Raw genomic sequence first — 17,858 nt, 5'->3', positions numbered from 1 at the left:
CGTTCGGAATTGCGTCAAAACAAAGAGTTAGAGCAGTTCGCCGTTTCCGTGAAACGGTGAACTGCTCTAACGTCACGGCACCATCGCGCAGGCGCCGTGCATCCACAAGCACGAAGTGCGACCCGATCGGCCCGCCCATGCTTATGCCGCCTTGCCGCTGGCGATCTTCTCGCTGACGGCATCCGGCAGGCCGAGCCTCGGCCGCACCCAGGCGGCGAAGCGGCCGATCGCGTCATCGGCCTCCGGCGCCCGGCCGGCCATCATCTGGAAGGAGTGCAGCATGCCGTCGAAGACATCGAGGCGCGTCTCGATGCCAGCCTGCCGCGCGCGCTCGGCGAACATGCGGCTTTCGTCGACCAGCGCCTCGTCGGCACCGGCCTGCAGGAAGACGGGCGGAAAGCCGGAGAGGTCGGCGTAGAGCGCGCTGACCTCCGGATCGAGCCGGTCGCCGTCGCCGATGAAATTGGTCGCCAGCCAGTCGACGGACTCCCTGGCGAAGGCCGGATCCTTCTCGCGGTTGGTCTCGTAGCTGGCGCCGGTCAGCGCCATGTCGAACCAGCCGGAGATGATCAGCGTGGCGGCTGGCAACAGCCGGCCTTGCGAACGCAGCCGCTGCAGGAGGCCATAGGTCAACACCGCGCCGCAGGAATCGCCGGCAAGCGCGACATGCCTGGTGTCGAAGCCCTGGTCGACGAGCCAGTTCCAGGCGGCCATCGCCGCCTCGAGCTGGGCTGGATGCTTGGCCTGGTGCGCCAGCGGATAGTCATAGAGCAAGGCCCGGCAGCCGACGGCTTTGGCGAGATGGCCGACCAGCTTGCGGTGCGTGTAGATCGAACCGCCGAGGAAGCCGCCGCCATGGGCGTAGAACAGCACGCGCCGCTCGTCGGCGCCCTTCGGCACGATCCATAGCGCCGGCACGCCGCCGGCATCGACCTCTATAAAGTCGACGCCGCCGGGTTCGCCGGTCAGCGCCGTCCAGCTGGTGTCGTTGAAATCGATCATCGCCTGTGGGCTGGTGAACGTGCCGGCATTGGCGACGATCGCCGCATAGTGGTTCCTGTTTGCCTCACTCTCAGTGCTCGCCATGATAATCTCCCAGGGTTGCGGATCGCGGGCTGCGCGACCTTCCAAAGCCAAGGACGGACGGGCGGGTGCAAAAGATACGTCGGACCCGGATTTTTCTCTCCTCACCGCACCGGAGCGTAGCGATTGACCACCATGCCGCAGGCATAGGCCTTCGAGCCGAGCAGAAGCAGGTCCTGGAAACCGCCCTGCTCGAAGATACGGCGTCCCGCGCCCAGCACCGCCGGGTTGATGAACAGCTGGAACTCGTCGACCAGCCCCGCCGCGATCAGCGCCGACGCAAAGCCGGCACCACCGAAGACGGCCATGTCGCCGCCCTCGCCTGCCTTCAGCGCCTCGATTTCGCGCGGCAGGTCGCCGCTGACCACCGTCGTGCGCTCCCAGCGCGAGCTTTTCAGCCTGCCGCTCGGCACCACCTTTCGGGCCTCCACGATGCGCTGGGCGAAGGCGTAGAACGGATCGGCCGGAAACCTCTTCGCCGCATTGCCCCAATGGGTCAGATACCCCTCCTCGGCCATCTTGCGGCTGAGCAGGATTGTGTCGATGCCGGCGAAGACGGTGTTGAAGTCCCGCTTCAGCTCCTCGTCCCAGGCGCTGTCGTCGCCCCACTCCCAGAGTTGCCAGCCATGATCCTCATAGGCACCGACGAAACCGTCGACCGACATCTGCATCTGAAGGATGAGCTTCTTCATCGTCGTCTCCACGCGGGATCAAAAGGCAATTGCTTTACTTTTGGAACCATTGACGCAGGCAAAAAATGATGTCAATAGTAAAGTGATTTAAAAATGGAAGCATAGAAATGTCGACGCGTGAAAGATCCGGCTGTCCGATCAGCCTGTCTCTGGAGCTGCTCGGCGACCGCTGGACGCTGCTCATCATCCGCGACCTGGTCTTCGCCGGGAAAAAGCATTTTCGCGAGTTCCTGCAGTCCGATGAAGGCATCTCCTCACGCACGCTGGCGGAGCGGCTGCAGACGCTGCAGGACGAAGGCATCCTCACCCGCAGCGACGACCCGAGCCATGGGCTGAAGGCGATCTACCGGCTGACCGAGGCCGGCATCGACCTTTTGCCGGTGCTGGCCACGCTCGGCGCGTGGGGCAGCAAGCACCGCAAGGCCGACGATCACCTGGCCCGGATTGCCGACGAACTGGCGGCCGGCGGCGAGCCTGCGCTGGAACGGATCAAGGCAACACTGCGGGCAGAGCAGATTGGGTAGGTTTTGAGGTTCGGCCGATGCGCTACCGCCTGTTCCTGCAACGTTGGCGCCCCCCTCATTGCCCTGCCGGGCATTTCTCCCCTTATGCGCTAACTTAGTTGTTGAGATGCAATGACATTGCCTTTGGGAGCTGACTTCTCACCTTCGTCATCCTAGGGCGAAGCAGGAGCGAAGCGGCTGCGCAGACCCTAGGATCCATGCCGTTCCGGCGATGCGCCGCAAGGGTTCAGAATTCTGCACCGCTGCACTCTACAGCAGAGGTAACGGCATGGATCCTCGGGTCTGCGCAGCCGCTACGCTCCTTGCTCCGCCCGTGGATGACGAAACCGCAAGGCCTCGGCAAGCTACCTGCCCTTGGAACAAGACCCCTAAGTTAGCGCATATGCCGTTTACGGGGGAGAAGATGGCGGCAGCCAGATGAGGGGGAGCGCTATCGTCACAGGATACGGGCAGGCGCATCACCGAAAACAATTGTCCACTGGATGCATTCCTTGATCTCCGCTTGACAATTGTCTCCTTTTGTTCTCTATTTGTTCCTGTCTATCAGCAACCTCGGATATGCAGCGGGATGGAAACCACAGCCACCATCCTGCATGCCGATCTCGACGCGTTCTACGCCTCGGTCGAGCAGTTGCTCGATCCGTCGCTGCGCGGCAAGCCGATCGCGGTGGGCGGTGGTGTGGTGCTCGCCGCCTCCTATGAAGCGCGTGCCTTCGGCGTGCGCGGCGGCATGCCGGGGCGCAAGGCGCGCGAGCTTTGCCCGCAGCTGATCTTCGTCGGCGGCAATTTCAGCCACTACCAGCGGCTGGGCGACGCGGCGATCAAGGTCCTCGACGATTTCACGCCGGTGGTCGAGCGCATTTCCATCGACGAGGCCTTCGCCGATGTCGCCGGCTGCACGCATCTGTTCGGGCGACCGGCGGAGATCGCCACGGCGATCCGGCGCCGCGTGCGCACGGAACTTGGCCTGCCGATCTCGATCGGCGTGGCCCGCACAAAGCATCTGGCCAAGATCGCCTCGCAGGTCGCCAAGCCCGACGGGCTGGTGGTGGTCGATCCCGGTACCGAACTCGCCTTCCTGCACGATTTGCCGGTCTCGCTGATGTGGGGCGTCGGCCCGGCGACAAAGGCGCGGCTGGCCGAGATCGGCGTCGAGACCATCGGCCAGTTGGCCAGGACGCATAGCGGCGCCTTGACGCGACTGCTCGGCCCCGCCGCCGGCGAAAAGCTTGCCGCCCTGTCGTGGAACCGCGACCCGAGGAAACTGGAAACCAAGCGCCGGGCTCACTCGGCAGGCGCGCAATCGGCGCTTGGCCTGAAGCCGGCCGTGGCGCGGGTGATCGTGCCCACGCTGCTGCACCTGGCCGACCGGGTCGCCAGCCGCCTACGCGCCAAGGCGCGGCCCGGCCGCACGGTGACGGTGCGCGTGCGCTTTGCCGATCTCAGCGCCGTCACGCGCTCGATCACGCTGGATCAGCCCATCTCCGCGACCACCATGCTGGCCGAGATCGCCGGCGACCTGGTGCGCGGCGTGCTCGCCGACCATCGCCAGGAGAAAACGATCTCGCTGCTGGCGATTTCGGTCTCGCATCTCGAGGAAAGTGCCGAACTGCAGCTCGACCTGCCGCTTGGCCTCGCCGACGAGAAGCGCCGCCCCGGCAGCCAAAAAGGCCTGGCCCGATTCGGCGCCGACCGCGCCATCGACAAGATCCGCGAACGCTTCGGCAAACAGGCCGTAGGCTACGGCACGGTAGCGCTCGAAGCGGCGCGCTCCGTGCCCGACGAATTCAGGGAGCTGGCGGAAAAGGAGCTGTAAGCGCGAGAGCCCTCGCGCTCAGGCTTCCGGATCAACGCCCGGAAGTAACAGGCGCCGCGGTCACGACGGACAGCAATTCGCGCTTCACCAGCACAGGCTTCTGATATGTCTTCTTCACGGCAATCCCCAACGTCCAAGAGGTTGGCGGCAAAACAACACCCGGCAAGCATGGCTTGTCAAGGAGCTTGGCGCCGCTCGTCTCAAAGCCGGGCCGTGCCGAAAATCCTGTCCCAGAAAATCGACGTCACACCGAAATTGGCGGTGTCGTCGACATGGTGGTGCACAGCATGGCGGCGCTTGAGCGTATAGAGGTAGCTGGGATGAGAGGGATGCCAGTGATGGATCATGTGATGAACGCTGATGTACCAGAGATAGCCCAGCATCAGCCCGCAACCGACCGCGCTGGCGGTCGCGAAATCCGAGAGCATCCAAACGGGCAGTACGATCAACGCATGCACGCCGAGACTGAGCCAGGTCGGCGTGCCCACCGAACTGCGCTCCTCGACATGATGACGATCGTGCAGATCCCTGATGTAGGGAATGTGATGAAGGACGAAGCGGTGCAGGACGTATTCGATCAGCGTCCACAGGCCCAGACAGACAAGCATTGTGCCGATCCAGTCCGGGGCGCTCTCTTCGCCTGCCTCGATCAGCCCGGCGATCCCCAGTACGGCGATCACCAGCGGATAGACCACGAAATCGCTGTAGTAGCCGATCAGACCCAGTTGCATTTCGGACGTCCCACCTGACTTCGACGCAACCCAAACGATGCTGTCAGATTGCAGGCCCCCGCAATGGGGTGCAATGCGGATGCACCTGACATAACGTCGCAATGTCCCGGCGCAAGATCGGCGCCCATCATCCACGCGCAATCAGGTGACCGCCGACTTCGCAACCGGCGCCGCAAACGGACATACAAAAATGGCAAAACGCAGTGCAGGCCTGCTGATTTATCGCCGAAGCGGTGGCGATGTCAGGGTGCTTCTGGTTCATCCCGGCGGCCCGTTCTGGGCGAAGAAGGACGATGGCGCCTGGTCGATCCCGAAGGGGCTCGTCGGCGAGGACGAGGACGAACTCGCGGCGGCGCAACGCGAGACCGCCGAAGAACTCGGCATCAAGGTCGGCGGCCCTTTCGCGCGCCTCGGCGAATACAGGCAGCCGGGCGGCAAGATCGTCATCGCCTGGTCCGTCGAGACCACAACCGAGATCGATGTCGCAGCGATCAGCAGCAACACCTTCACCATGGAATGGCCGCCGCGATCCGGGTCGATAAAGGAGTTTCCCGAGGTCGACAGAGCCGGCTGGTTCAGCCTGCCCGAGGCCGAGGTGAAAATCCTTGTCGGGCAGCGCCCGATGCTGGCTGATCTGACGAAGCAACTGGGGGCAGGATAGCCCGCCAACCCTGTCCCTGTGCCGTCACGTCGTCTCGCGCAAAATCACCGTCGGTTCCATCAGCACCATCCGGCGCGGATTCGTCGGGTCGTCGAGAAAATCGAGCAGCGCGCCGATCGCCAAGGTGCCGGCCTCGGAAATGCGCCGTTCGACGGTGGACAGCGGCCGCACCAGCAGCGGCGCGATGTAGATGTTGTCGAAGCCCATCACCGCGCAATCGTCGGGAACGGCGAGGCCCCGTTCGCGCAGCGCCACGGTCGCGCCCATCGCCAGCATGTCGCTCATGCAGCACATGGCCGAGAAGCTGGTGCGGTCGAGCAGCGTGCGGGTGGCCACCAGTCCGAACCTATGGTTGAACGCGCCGCATTCGATCAGGTCGGGATCGACCGGCAGCCCGGCCTCGCGATGCGCCCGCTCGAATCCCGCCCGCCTGATCTTGGTGTTCGAGGCCAAGGGATTGCCGCTGACAAAGGCGATGCGTGTATGTCCTGTCTCGATCAGATGGCGCGCCGACAGGAAGGCCCCCTGCTCGTAATCCGTATCGATGCGCGCGGCCAGGCAATCGAGATCCGGAATTTCCCGGTCCATCGAAACCACCGGAATCCGGAGCCGCTCCAAAAGGTCAGCCTCCGGAATGAGATCGCTGGCGGCCAGCACGATGCCATCGACGCCGTGACTGGCGAGGAAGGTCAGATGCGCCGCTTCCTTTTCAGGATCGGAGTCCGAATTGCACAGGATCGTCGAATAGCCGCGCCCACGCGCGGCCTGGTCGCAGGCCCGCACCAACTCGGTGAAATAGGCGTTGAGAATGTCGGGCACGATGACGCCGATGACGCGCGAACTGCGGGTGATCAGCGAGCGCGCAATCGAGTTCGGCGTGTAGTTGAGCTCCTTGACCAGCGACCAGATCTTTTCGCGGGTCTGCTCCCCGATCGACTGGTCTTTCCGGTTGAGAACCTTTGAGACCGTTGCCGCCGTCACGCCTGCCAGCCGGGCGATATCCTTGATCGTTGTTGCCACATTCCCTCGCAACCCGGCGAACAATGGCCTGTCGTTCGCCGCCATCGCCACGCGACTAGAGCGTTTCGCCCTTTCGGCGACCGCTCTATCTCTTTGTTTTGACGCAATTCCGAACGGAAAACCGCTGCGCACTTTTCCCGGAATTGCCCTAGCACGGATCGCGATCCCGACAAACAGGTCGCGTCATCCACAGCGCCGGTCGTCGATTTGACAACAAGCCGGAAACCATCTAGGTAAACGTTTACCTACGTTAGTTCAACGTTGTTTTCTGGCGATAAGCACGTCTTGCCCGGTGCAGGCCTGCGTGACGTCGGATGGGAGGATCCATGCGTTTCCGAGCCAGCCTGCTTCGCGAGGATTGCTGAATGCCGGAGACGCTACAGGCACAAAGCGCCGCCGGATCCCAAGAGTCCGTTCCGACCAAGCTGAGGATCGAGAACCTCAACGTCCGCTTCGGATCGGTCGTGGCGCTGAACGATGTCAGCCTCGATATCGCCGACGGCGAATTCGTCTGCATTCTCGGCGCCTCGGGCTGCGGCAAGAGCACACTGTTCAACGTCGTCTCGGGCCTGCTCAAGGCGACGTCGGGAAAGATCGTGCTCGACGGCCACGATGTCTCCAACCGGCCGGGCCAGGTCGGCTACATGCTGCAGAAGGATCTGATGCTGCCCTGGCGCACCGTGCTGGGCAACATCACGCTGGCCGCGTCGCTGACGCGCGGCGCCACCGCGCGGGACCGGACCGAGGCGGCCGAGCTCGCCCGCCGCTACGGTCTCGGCGATTTCCTCAACCATTATCCGCACGCACTGTCCGGCGGCATGCGCCAGCGCGTCGCCATGATGCGCACCATCGCCGCCGGCCGCCAGGTGATGCTGCTCGACGAGCCCTTCGGTGCGCTCGACGCGCAGACGCGGCTCGGCATGCAGCAATGGCTGCTGCAGCTCTGGCGCGACCTCAAGCGCACCATCCTGTTCGTCACCCATGATGTCGACGAGGCGATCTATCTCGCCGACCGCATCGTGGTGATGACGCCCCGCCCCGGCCGCATCGCCGAAATTCTCACTGTCGACCTGCCGAGGCCCCGGCCGCTGGAAGTGCTGACGACCGACATTTTCGTCGGCCTGAAGCGGCAGATCATGCAGCACCTCTACCACTGACCATCAGGGCACTGACCGATCGGGCATGGACCGATCGCGCACGGACCTCAGGGGATCGGAGTACTCCAATGAACACAAGATTTGGCGCAGCGGCAGGACCGTTCTTGATCTGGGTCGTGGCCATGGTGTTGATCCTGGTCGGCTGGCAGTTGCTGGTCTGGGTCTCCGGGCTTCCCGCCTATGTCATCCCGCCGCCGGCGCTCGCCTTCTCCACCCTCTTCGACAACTGGCCGAGGCTGTCGGTGCTGACCGGCCAGACGCTCTACGAAACCGCCATCGGCTACGTCATCGGCGCCGCCATCGGCTTCGTGCTTGCGCTCGCCATGGGTCAGATCCGTGTCGTGCAGCGTCTGGTCATGCCGGCCCTGATCATTTCGCAGGCGGTGCCCATCGTCGCCATCGCGGCCCCCCTGGTCATCATCTTCGGCTTCGGCCTGATGCCCAAGCTGATCATCGTCGCGTGGATCGTGTTCTTCCCGGTCGTCGTCAATGTGCTTGACGGTCTCGCCTCGGTCGACCGCGACATGCTCAACCTCGCCCGCCTGATGGGTGGCGGGTCCTTGCGCACCTTCGCCATCGTCAAACTGCCGGCCTGCATCGGCCCGCTGTTTTCCGGTCTCAAGATCGGCGCCACTTATGCGGTGACCGGCGCGGTGATCGGCGAATGGACGGCGTCGTCCAAGCAAGGGCTCGGCACCTATCTGCTCACCGCCAACGCGCAGATGAACACCGCCGGCGTCTACGCCGCCATGCTGCTTCTCACCGTCATCGGTGTCGGCTCGTTCCTGCTCGTCTTCGGGCTCGAAGTGCTGATGACGCCCTGGCGCTCGCGCTCCACCGCACCCGCCTGGGCGCAGTGGAAGCCGGCGGGGGCCAGCACCGCCGCGTGAATTGCCATCAGTTTTGAACAGTCGACAACAACCAAAGGGGAATGCAATGCACAGTGCTTACACCAGGATGATCTCGGCAACCGTCGGCCTCATCGCCCTCGGAACCGCCTTCGCCGCGGCTCCAACCAGCGCCGCCGATCTCACCACCGTCCGCTTCGTCTATGACTGGGCGAGCGCCGATTTCGAGCTGATCCCGACGCTGGTCGCCCAGCAGAAGGGCTTTTATGAAGCCGAGGGGATCAAGGTCGATGTGATCTTCCCGCCGGACTCGCAGACCACCGCGCGGCTGCTTGCCGTCGGCCAGGCCGAGATCGGCTTCGAGGCCACCACCGACGTCGTCTTCGGCGCTGCCCAGGGCATCCCGATCACCTCGATCGGCCTCTACACCAAGAGCAACAATTGGGGCCTGTTCGGCCGCCCCGGCGAGCCGCTCTCGCTCGACAATCTGAAGGGCAAGTCGATCGCCATCTACACCGACTCCTGGACCAAGGCGATGATGCCCTTCGTGCTCAAGGCCGCCAAGCTGACCGAGGATGACGTCAAGCTGATAATCGCGCAGGATTCCGACACCAACCTCTTGCTCGCCGGCAAGATCGACATCGCCACCAACACCGAAAACTATCTGGTGCCGCAGGTGCAGGAGACCTTGAAGAAGGACCCGACCAGCCTCGTCGGCACGGCCGCCGGCGCGCCCGACGTGCCGGTCTGGACCTACACGGCGTCGACCGCCTATCTCGCCGAACATGGCGACATCGCAAAGAAATGGATGCGCGCCACCATCAAGGCCACCGAATGGGCCGCCGAGCACCCCGAGGAGGCCGCTGAAATGTTCACCAAGGCTTATCCGGAGGGCGGCAGCCTCGCCTACAACCTCTCCGGCTGGAAGCTGACCGCCGCCCTGATGAAGGGCGAAAACGGCTACATGATGCAGGAAGACAAGAACTGGCTGCCGATCGCCCAGGCGCTGAAGGACACCGACCAGATCACGGAAGTCCTGCCAGCCTCGAAATACTACACCAACGAACTGCTGAAGTAGCGGCGGGCTGCCCCCCTCGAGACAAGGGCCACTCCGCCGGGGTGGCCCCTTTTTTCCAGTGCAAAGAGAATGGACTTATCACGCATGGCCAAGAGCAGGATCATCATCGATTGCGACCCCGGCGTCGACGACGCCATCGCGCTGCTTCTGGCGTTTGCCTCGCCCGACGAAATCGAGATCGTCGGCATCACGACGGTCATCGGCAACGTATCGCTGCCGCTGACGACCCGCAACGCGCTGCGCATCACTGCCATGGCCGGCCGCCAGGACATTCCGGTCCATGCCGGCTGCAGCAGGCCGATCATCCTGCCGCGCGTGCAGCGCGGCGCCTCGGTGCACGGCACCGACGGCCTTGGCGACCTCGGCGTATCAGACGCCACGCACGAGGCCGAGAGCCAGCATGCGGTGGATTTCATCATCGACGCCATCCTGCGCGAACCGGGTGAGATCACGCTCTGCCCGATCGGCCCGATGACCAACATCGCGCTGGCGCTGATCAAGGAGCCGTCCATCGCCGAGAAGATCAAGGCCATCGTCTTCATGGGCGGCGCTGCCTTCACCCCCGGCAACACCGCGACCGACGCCGAGTTCAACATCTGGATCGACCCGCATGCCGCGCAGGTCGTGCTGTCATCCGGCATTCCCATGACCATGTTCGGCCTCGACGCGACCCGCCACGCGACGCTGACCAAGGCGCGCTTCGACCAGCTCGAGCGCGACGCCAGCCCGATCATGCAGACCGCCATCGCCATGATGCGCCACTATGGCAGCGGCGACGCCAGCCTGCACGACCCCTGCGTGACGGCATTCCTGATCGACCCGACCCTGTTCAGGGGCGTCGACGCGGTGATCGAAGTCGAATGCGACCAGGCCGGCGCCTATGGCCGCACGCGGGCGGTCGAAAACGGCAATGACCGGCCGGTGCATGTCATCACCGAAGTCGATGACGAGCGGTTGTTCCAGCTCATCGACCAGCGGCTGCGGCTGCTTTAACGTCTCTGGCAGGGCAATCAGATAGGGTAGCGCCAGCCCCCACTCCGTCTCGGCTTCGCCGAGCCACCTCTCCCCCATGTACATGGGGTAGAGGAAACCCAAGCTTTCCAGGGGAGATGAAACCCAAGTTTTTCGAGGCCGCGACACCGGCGCTTAGCATTTCCTCTCCCCCAACGCATGTGGGGGTAGAGGTGGCTCGGCGAAGCCGAGACGGAGGGGGGGAGCGCCGTAGACGAATTGCCTCTGCGGCTAAACCACGGCAGTTCGCCGTCCCGCCTCACCCAAACCGCGCCGCCGTCCAAGCCCCGCCGGCCGCATTCGACTCCACCGCCGCCGCGACAAACTTCACACCCCTCGCGCCATCGACCACATCCGGCACCTGCGCCGCGCGCGCCGGATCGACCACCCTGCCGGACCGATGCGCCCGAATGATATCCGCGGCGTCACGATAGAAATTGGCGAAGGCCTCGATATAGCCTTCCGGGTGCGCCGCCGGCATGCGCGACACGCGCCGCGCCTCCGCCGTCGATCCGTGGCCGCCGCGCACCAGCGTGCGGGTTTCCTCGCCATAGGGCGAAAAGCGCAGTTCCTCCGGCCGCCCACCCGACCATTCGAGCCCGGCTTTGTCGCCATAGATGCGCACGGAGAGATCATTGTAGTGGCCAGGCGAGGTCTGGCTGGCCAGGATCGTGCCGCGCGCGCCCTCCGTCCAGCGCACCAGCACATGCGCGTTGTCGTCGAGCCGGCGCCCGGGCACGGCGGTGAACAGGTCGGCCGAGACCGCCTCGGCCTCGCGGCCGGAGATGAAGCTCGCCAGGTTGAAGGCATGCACGCCGATATCGGCCAGCACGGCCGACTGCCCTGCCCTTGCCGGATCGGTGCGCCATTCCGCCTGCTTCTGGCCCTCGGCGTCGATCGGCTTGGTCAGCCAGTCCTGGATATAGGCGCCATGGACCGACACGATCCGGCCGAGCTCGCCCGCCATCACCATTTCGCGCGCCTGGCGCACCATGGCGTAGCCTGTGTTGTTGAGCGTGACGACGAAGCGGCGTTTTCTTGCTCGTGCCAGCGCCACCAGCGCTTCGGCATCACCGAGTGTCGTCGACAGCGGCTTGTCGCAGATGACGTCGATGCCGGCCTCGAGGAAGGCGGTGGCGATCGGCGCGTGCAGATGGTTGGGCGTGACGATGACCACCGCCTCGATGCCATCAGGCCGCGCGGCTTCGGCCTTGGCCATGGCATGGTAGTCGGCATAGCTGCGTTCCGGCGCGATGCCGATCTCGGCGGCCGAAGCGGCGGCGTTCTCCGGGTCGGACGATAGCGCGCCGGCCACCAGCGCGATCTGGTCGTCGAGGCGCATCGCCAACCTGTGCACCGCGCCGATAAAGGCATTGCGGCCGCCGCCGACCATGCCAACCCTCAGGCGCTTGCCCGCCGACCCATCCGATGTTGCGTAGACCATGTTTTCTCCTCCTCCACCGATCACTTTGTCATCCTGGGGCGGAGCAAGGAGCGCAGCGACGCGGCGCAGACCCCAGGATCCATGCCGCGACTTCAAAGCGTTGCAACGGTGCAGGATTTTTCCTTCCGCCGCATTCTTCGACAACCGTCATGGCATGGATCCGAGGGGCTCCGCGACGGAGTTTCGCTCCTGCTTCGTCCTGGGATGACGACAGTGAGCCCCTACCACTTTCGAACATAATTTCCAATTTCCATATTGTAATACGATTGTGCCGCGCTAGCCTGACCATCATGAGTGGGGCGGGCAAATCATCGGGACGGTCTCTCAGCGACGAGGCGGCGACACGCAAGCGCGGGCGCTCGCTGGCGGCATTGGGCTATATCCAGCCGCAGACCTATGAGGAACTGCGCGCGGTCCTGTCGTCCGGCACGGTGCATTTCCCCAAGCGCCTGCGCCAGGTGGCGATCTTCCTGTGGCAGCATCCGAGCGATGTCGCGCTCGGCACCATCGCCCAGGTGGCGGCACAGGCCGGCGTGCAGCCCTCGACCCTGGTGCGTTTCGCGCAGATCTTCGGCTATTCCGGTTTTTCCGATTTCCAGGGCCTGTTCAAGGAGCACATCAAGGGGTCGTGGCCGGACGGGCGCGGCGAGCAGCGGACCGAGGCCGAACCCAATGCTCTCCTGCATTTCCTGCATGGCATGGTCGGCGCCTCGCAAGCCTCGCTCGGCCGCATCGAGGCGGGCTTCGACGTCGGGAGTTTCGAGAAGATGGTGGAGGTGCTGGCGGCCGCCGACCTGATCTATGTCATCGGCTCCAAGCGCGCCTTCCCGGTCACCACCTATCTGTCGCTGACGCTCTCCCAGCAGGGCGTGCGCAACGTGCTGGTCGACAATGTCGGCTCCACCGCGCTCGACCAGGTCGGCTGCATCGGCGGCCGAGATGCCGTGCTGGCGGTGTCCTTCAGCCCTTACAATTCGATCACGCCCGACCTCGTCGCGGTGGCGCATGAGCGCAAGGCCCGCATCGTCACCATCACCGACAGCACGTTCAGTCCGCTGATCCGGCTGTCGGACAGCTGGCTGGAGGTGGTGGAATCCGACTTCGCCGGCTTCCGCTCGCTGGCGGCATCGCTGGCGGTCGGCATGGCCCTGGTCCAAGGCGTCGCGGCAAAGCGCGGCACATGAGGTGGTGCTGGCACAATTGACTATCGGGAATTATCGTTCCATATTTTAAAAAATAGAAACTTTGTTCCGGGAGGAGGAATGGAGATCAGGCTCGACGGCAAGGTGATATTGGTCACCGGGTCGACGCAAGGCATCGGCCGCGCCATCGCCGAGACGCTGGCGCGCTCCGGCGCGGCCGGGCTGCTGGTCACCGGCCGCGAGAAGACGCGTGGCGATGCGGTGGCGGCGGAGCTTTCCGCCATCGGTACACCGACCATCTTCGTCGCCGCCGACCTCGGAGACCCGGCAACTCCTGCCCTTTTGGCGCAGGCCTGCATCGAGCGATTCGGCCGCATCGACGGTCTCGTCAACGCGGCGGGGCTGACCGACCGCGCCTCCTTCCTCGATGCCAGCCTCGACGATTGGGCTTCGCTGTTCGCCGTCAACGCGCGCGCGCCCTTCTTCCTGATGCAGGCGGCCATCGCCGACATGAAGAAGCGCGGCGAGCGCGGCGCCATCGTCAACATCCTGTCCATCAACGCCCATTGCGGCTCGCCCGAGCTTGCCGTCTATTCCGCCACCAAGGGCGCTCTGGCGACGCTGACCAAGAACGCCGCCAACGCCCACCGCTTCGACCGCATCCGCGTCAACGGCATCAATGTCGGCTGGACCGACACACCGGCCGAACGCACCATGCAGTCCGAAACGCTCGGCCATGGCCCCGGCTGGCTCGACGCCGCCAACGCCGCGCAGCCTTTCGGCAGGCTGCTCGAGCCAGGCGATATCGCCAGCCTTGCCGTCTTCCTGCTTTCCGACGCGGCCGGGCCGATGACCGGTGCCGTCATCGATCAGGAGCAGTCGGTGATCGGGGCGAACCGGTGAATGCTGCTCCCAAATCGCCGGAAACACTCGGGCCGGCCTTGCTTGACCGGCTTCCGTCCGCGGTCCAGACACCGTCCTATGACCGCGCGGCGTTGGCTCCCGGCATGGCGCATCTCGGCGTCGGTGCCTTCCACCGTTGCCACCAGGCCGAATACACGGATGATCTGCTCTCGCTCCAGTTCGACCGCTGGGGCATTGTCGGCATCAACATCCGCCCGCCTCGCCTTGCCGACACGCTCGGCCGTCAGGGCGGGCTCTATACGAGGCTGATCCGCGAGAACAGCCATGTCGAGGCACGCGTCATCAGCAGCATCGTCGAAGTGGTCGACAGCCAGGAAAGTGCGGCGCCGGCGCTCGGCGTGCTGGCCTCGCCCGACATCGAACTGGTGACGATGACGGTGACGGAAAAAGGCTATTGCCACATCCCGTCCAGCGGCACGCTCGACCTCGCCCACCCTGACATCGTCCACGACCTCGCCAACCCGCAAGCACCGCGCAGCGTGCCCGGCCTATTGACGCGAGCGCTGGAATTGCGCCGGGCCACGCATGGCCGGGCGCTGACGCTGCTCTCCTGCGACAACATCCCGACCAACGGCGTCATCCTCGAAAATGTCGTGCGGACTTTTGCCGAACGGCGCGGCGATGGCCTGGCCGACTGGATCGCGGCCAATGCCGCCTTCCCTTCGGCCATGGTCGACCGCATCGCACCGGCGGTGACGCAGGACGATCTCGACAGCGTCGAACAATGGTTCGGCTACCGCGATGCCGCCGTTGCCGTCGGCGAACCGTTCCGGCAATGGGTGATCGAGAAGAAATTCGCCGGCCGCATGCCGCGCTGGGATCTGGCCGGCGCGACCTTCGTCGAAGACGTGACGCCGTTCGAGCATCTCAAGATGCGGGTGTTGAACGGCGCCCAGACGACGCTCGCGACCCTCGGCGTGCTGGCCGGACTTGAACACACATTCGACGCCATCGCCGACCCGCTGCTGTCGGTCTTCGTGCACCGCATGCTCGTCGAGGAAACGCTACCGACGCTGATGCCGGTGCCCGGCATGGAGCCGCTGGCTTACGTCGAGCAGAGCCTTGGCCGGCTGAAGAACACGGCCATCCGCCACCGCAACCACCAGATCGCCACCGACGGCTCGCAGAAGATCGTGCAGCGCCTGCTCAACCCGATCCGCGACCGCTTGCGGCAGGGCCAGGGCATCGGCCTTCTGTCGGTGCCGGTCGCCGGCTGGATGGCTTACCTCATCCAGGCCTCGGCCCGCTTCGGCAAACGCTGGCCGGTGTCGGACCCCTATGCCGGCAAGGTCGCCGAGATCGCGGACATGACCGGGCGCGATGCGCCGGCGCTGGCCTCCGCCATTCTCGCGATCGACACGATTTTCGACCCTGGCCTCGCCGCGAACGCCATGTTCCGCGAGGCCGTGACCGCGGCGCTTGGCGAGCTGCTCTCGGACGACCCGATGGCGGCTGTCAGGCACGGTCTTGAACAAGATGAGGTCGCGAGGTTGAAGCGATCCAAACAATCGGCATTATAGGCACTGGCTTTAGGGAGGCATGATGAAACTTGGTGTGCTTACGGCACCGTTCGCGCAGACGCCGCTTGGCGAGGTTGCCGGCTGGGCGAGTTCCGTCGGCTTCGAGGCGCTGGAAATCGCCTGCTGGCCGAAAACATCGGGCGCCACCCGCCGCTACGCCGGCACCAGCCACATCGATGCGGATGGCACCTCCCCCGCGCAGGCCAAGGAAATCGTTGCCTCGCTGGCGCAGAAGAACCTCGCCGTCTCAGGCCTCGGCTACTATCCCAACCCGCTGCACCCGGACGCCGCGCACCGCGAGGCGGTCATCGGCCATCTGAAGAAGGTGATCGTGCTGGCCGCCAATATGGGCGTGCCGGTCGTCAACACCTTCTGCGGCGGCGATGCGTCCAAGACCGTCGACGTCAACTGGCAGGACGCGCTGAAGATCTGGCCCGAGATCGTCGCTTATGCGCGCGGCCACGGGGTGAAACTTGCTTTCGAGAACTGCCCGATGATCTTCAGCCATGACGAGTGGCCGGGCGGGCACAACATCGCCTATTCGCCGCAGGTCTGGCGCCGCATCCTGGAGACCTGGGGCGGCGATGTCGGCATGAATTTCGACCCCTCGCACCTGGTCTGGCAGATGATCGACCAGGCCCGCTTCATCAGGGAGTTCGGCCCCTACATGCTGCATGTCCACGCCAAGGACCTGATGATTGATCATGATGGTTTGTACGAGCGCGGAATCCTTTCGGCTGGCATAGGCTGGCAGGTGCCGCGCATGCCGGGGCTGGGCGATGTCGACTGGAGCGGCTTCTTCTCCGGCCTTTACCGCGCCGGTTATGATGGATCCGTCATCATCGAACACGAGGACAGGCGATTTGAAGGCAGCGACGACCAGGTGAAGCGCGGTTTCCTGCTCGCCCGCGACGTGCTGCGTCCCTTCGTCAAATGAATGAGCGCGCGCCGCATGACTCCCTTTGTCAGCGGCGTGTTTTAACAGGTTGAACTGAAACTGAAAAACAATGTGGAGGAGTACTGAAATGAAGAAAATCCTGACCATGGTCCCGCTCCTTGCGGGCGCGGCCTTGCTGGCCTCGGTGGGCGTCTCGTCGGCCGCCGGCAAATACACGATCGGCATTTCCAACACCGTGCAGGGCAATGGCTGGCGCGAGGAGATGGTATGCGCCATGAAGGCGCAGGCGCTGGCTTCGGGCGAAGTTACCAAGCTCAACATCGCCCACCGCAACACCGACGCCGCCGGCCAGTTGGAAGACATCCGCAACCTGATCAGCGCCAAGGTCGACGCCATCGTCGTCAACCCCGCCGATCCGGCCGGCATCAAGGCGGGCCTGGAAGAAGCCACCAAGGCCGGCATCGTCGTCGTCGCCGTCGACCAGGCGGTCACCGAACCGTCGGCCTACATCATCTCCAACAACCAGGAGCAGTATGCCTATCTCGGCGCCAAGTGGCTGTTCCAGCAGATGGGCGGCAAGGGCGAGGTGTTCTACATGCGCGGCGCCGCCGGCGCTTCCGCCGACAGCGATCGTGACAAAGGCTTCAAGAAGGCACTGGCCGAATTCCCCGACGTGAAGGTCGCCCAGGAAGTCTTCACCGGCTGGCAGCAGGACCAGGCCAAGCAGCAGATGCTGTCATTCCTCGCCACCGGCACGCCGTTCAACGGCGTCTGGACGTCGGGCATCGACAACGTCATCGTCGACGCGCTGGTTGAATCGCAGGCGCCATTGGTGCCGGTGGTCGGCGCCGACAATGCCGGCTTCGTCGGCCAGCTGAGCTCGGTCAAGGGCCTGGTCGGTGCTGCCGTCACCAACCCCGGTTCGATCGGCGGCGCTGGCGTGACGCTGGCCCTGCAGATCCTCGACGGCAAGAAGCCGGCACAGCAGACCGTGCTGGTCGACCCGCAGCTGTGGGAAAACGCCACCGAGGAAGGCAAGGCCAAGCTGAAGGCCGCCGCCGACCCGTCGCTCAGCCCCGAATGGCCGGTCTCGATCTCGATCCCGGACTGGACGACGTATACGAAGGACCAGATCGTGGCCTGCAAGGGCCCGGGAGAGTAAGCGCTACGCCTCTGCCTTCTCCCCTTGTGGGAGAAGGTGGATCGGCGCGCTAGCGCCGAGACGGATGAGGGGTGTTCCAGGGAACGCCGACGCCTCACTCCGCTGGAACACCCCTCATCCGTCGCCTTCGGCGACACCTTCTCCCAC

Annotated in this window: 17 protein-coding genes; 12 read left to right on the top strand and 5 right to left on the bottom strand. The window is 64.6% G+C overall.

The genetic code is table 11. The annotated features are described in order from the left end of the window. Positions 1-141 precede the first annotated feature (141 nt). Positions 142-1,086 carry an alpha/beta hydrolase gene (locus MesoLj_RS16895; RefSeq protein ID WP_202326794.1) on the bottom strand — a complete coding sequence of 315 codons (945 nt, stop codon included), beginning with the start codon at positions 1,084-1,086 and terminating at the stop codon, positions 142-144. A gap of 101 nt (positions 1,087-1,187) precedes the next feature. Beyond that, positions 1,188-1,775 carry a dihydrofolate reductase family protein gene (locus MesoLj_RS16890; protein ID WP_202326793.1) on the bottom strand — a complete coding sequence of 196 codons (588 nt, stop codon included), beginning with the start codon at positions 1,773-1,775 and terminating at the stop codon, positions 1,188-1,190. Between the two features lie 107 nt (positions 1,776-1,882). Between MesoLj_RS16890 and MesoLj_RS16885 the strand changes: the two genes are divergently transcribed. Further along, on the top strand, positions 1,883-2,299 hold the full coding sequence (locus MesoLj_RS16885) for a winged helix-turn-helix transcriptional regulator (RefSeq protein ID WP_140771210.1): 417 nt from the start codon (positions 1,883-1,885) through the stop codon (positions 2,297-2,299). 568 nt (positions 2,300-2,867) lie between these two features. After that, the gene (gene dinB / locus MesoLj_RS16880; protein WP_202326792.1) at positions 2,868-4,115 is read left to right on the top strand and encodes a DNA polymerase IV; all 1,248 of its coding nucleotides are present in this window, start codon (positions 2,868-2,870) and stop codon (positions 4,113-4,115) included. 200 nt (positions 4,116-4,315) lie between these two features. On the opposite strand, the gene MesoLj_RS16875 is transcribed toward dinB, so the two are convergent. After that, on the bottom strand, positions 4,316-4,846 hold the full coding sequence (locus MesoLj_RS16875) for a sterol desaturase family protein (RefSeq protein ID WP_202326791.1): 531 nt from the start codon (positions 4,844-4,846) through the stop codon (positions 4,316-4,318). Between the two features lie 190 nt (positions 4,847-5,036). Here MesoLj_RS16875 and MesoLj_RS16870 point away from each other — a divergent pair, with 190 nt between their 5' ends. Beyond that, complete coding sequence (locus MesoLj_RS16870) at positions 5,037-5,507, top strand: NUDIX domain-containing protein (RefSeq protein ID WP_202326790.1); 471 nt, start codon at positions 5,037-5,039, stop codon at positions 5,505-5,507. Positions 5,508-5,531: 24 nt separating this feature from the next. On the opposite strand, the gene MesoLj_RS16865 is transcribed toward MesoLj_RS16870, so the two are convergent. Further along, positions 5,532-6,527, bottom strand: coding sequence for a LacI family DNA-binding transcriptional regulator (locus MesoLj_RS16865; protein WP_202326789.1), 996 nt, complete (start codon positions 6,525-6,527; stop codon positions 5,532-5,534). Between the two features lie 365 nt (positions 6,528-6,892). Here MesoLj_RS16865 and MesoLj_RS16860 point away from each other — a divergent pair, with 365 nt between their 5' ends. The 4 genes from MesoLj_RS16860 (at position 6,893) to MesoLj_RS16845 (ending at position 10,603) form a co-directional block, all read left to right on the top strand. Next, entirely contained in the window at positions 6,893-7,684 is a 792-nt protein-coding gene (locus MesoLj_RS16860) for an ABC transporter ATP-binding protein (protein ID WP_202326788.1), read from the top strand. Positions 7,685-7,752: 68 nt separating this feature from the next. Further along, a complete protein-coding gene (locus MesoLj_RS16855) occupies positions 7,753-8,574 on the top strand; it encodes an ABC transporter permease (protein ID WP_202326787.1) in 822 nt (273 codons plus the stop codon). 46 nt (positions 8,575-8,620) lie between these two features. Further along, on the top strand, positions 8,621-9,610 hold the full coding sequence (locus MesoLj_RS16850) for an ABC transporter substrate-binding protein (RefSeq protein ID WP_202326786.1): 990 nt from the start codon (positions 8,621-8,623) through the stop codon (positions 9,608-9,610). An 84-nt stretch (positions 9,611-9,694) separates the two neighbouring features. Continuing rightward, entirely contained in the window at positions 9,695-10,603 is a 909-nt protein-coding gene (locus MesoLj_RS16845) for a nucleoside hydrolase (protein ID WP_202326785.1), read from the top strand. Positions 10,604-10,880: 277 nt separating this feature from the next. On the opposite strand, the gene MesoLj_RS16840 is transcribed toward MesoLj_RS16845, so the two are convergent. Then, entirely contained in the window at positions 10,881-12,065 is a 1,185-nt protein-coding gene (locus MesoLj_RS16840; RefSeq protein WP_202326784.1) for a Gfo/Idh/MocA family protein, read from the bottom strand. A gap of 290 nt (positions 12,066-12,355) precedes the next feature. On the opposite strand from MesoLj_RS16840, the gene MesoLj_RS16835 reads away from it, so the two are divergent. From MesoLj_RS16835 to MesoLj_RS16815, 5 genes are all read left to right on the top strand, one after another. Further along, a complete protein-coding gene (locus tag MesoLj_RS16835) occupies positions 12,356-13,249 on the top strand; it encodes a MurR/RpiR family transcriptional regulator (protein ID WP_202326783.1) in 894 nt (297 codons plus the stop codon). Positions 13,250-13,327: 78 nt separating this feature from the next. Further along, entirely contained in the window at positions 13,328-14,110 is a 783-nt protein-coding gene (locus MesoLj_RS16830; RefSeq protein ID WP_202326782.1) for an SDR family oxidoreductase, read from the top strand. Beyond that, a complete protein-coding gene (locus tag MesoLj_RS16825; RefSeq protein ID WP_202326781.1) occupies positions 14,107-15,651 on the top strand; it encodes a mannitol dehydrogenase family protein in 1,545 nt (514 codons plus the stop codon). Before MesoLj_RS16830 ends, MesoLj_RS16825 begins: the two co-directional genes overlap by 4 nt. 22 nt (positions 15,652-15,673) lie before the next feature. Continuing rightward, on the top strand, positions 15,674-16,588 hold the full coding sequence (locus MesoLj_RS16820) for a sugar phosphate isomerase/epimerase family protein (protein ID WP_202326780.1): 915 nt from the start codon (positions 15,674-15,676) through the stop codon (positions 16,586-16,588). Between the two features lie 88 nt (positions 16,589-16,676). Then, positions 16,677-17,711 carry an ABC transporter substrate-binding protein gene (locus tag MesoLj_RS16815; RefSeq protein WP_140771181.1) on the top strand — a complete coding sequence of 345 codons (1,035 nt, stop codon included), beginning with the start codon at positions 16,677-16,679 and terminating at the stop codon, positions 17,709-17,711. Positions 17,712-17,858 lie beyond the last annotated feature (147 nt).

This window comes from Mesorhizobium sp. 113-3-9, from assembly GCF_016756515.1.
Taxonomy (GTDB): Bacteria; Pseudomonadota; Alphaproteobacteria; order Rhizobiales; family Rhizobiaceae; genus Mesorhizobium.
This window is presented reverse-complemented; position numbering and strand designations above follow the sequence as displayed.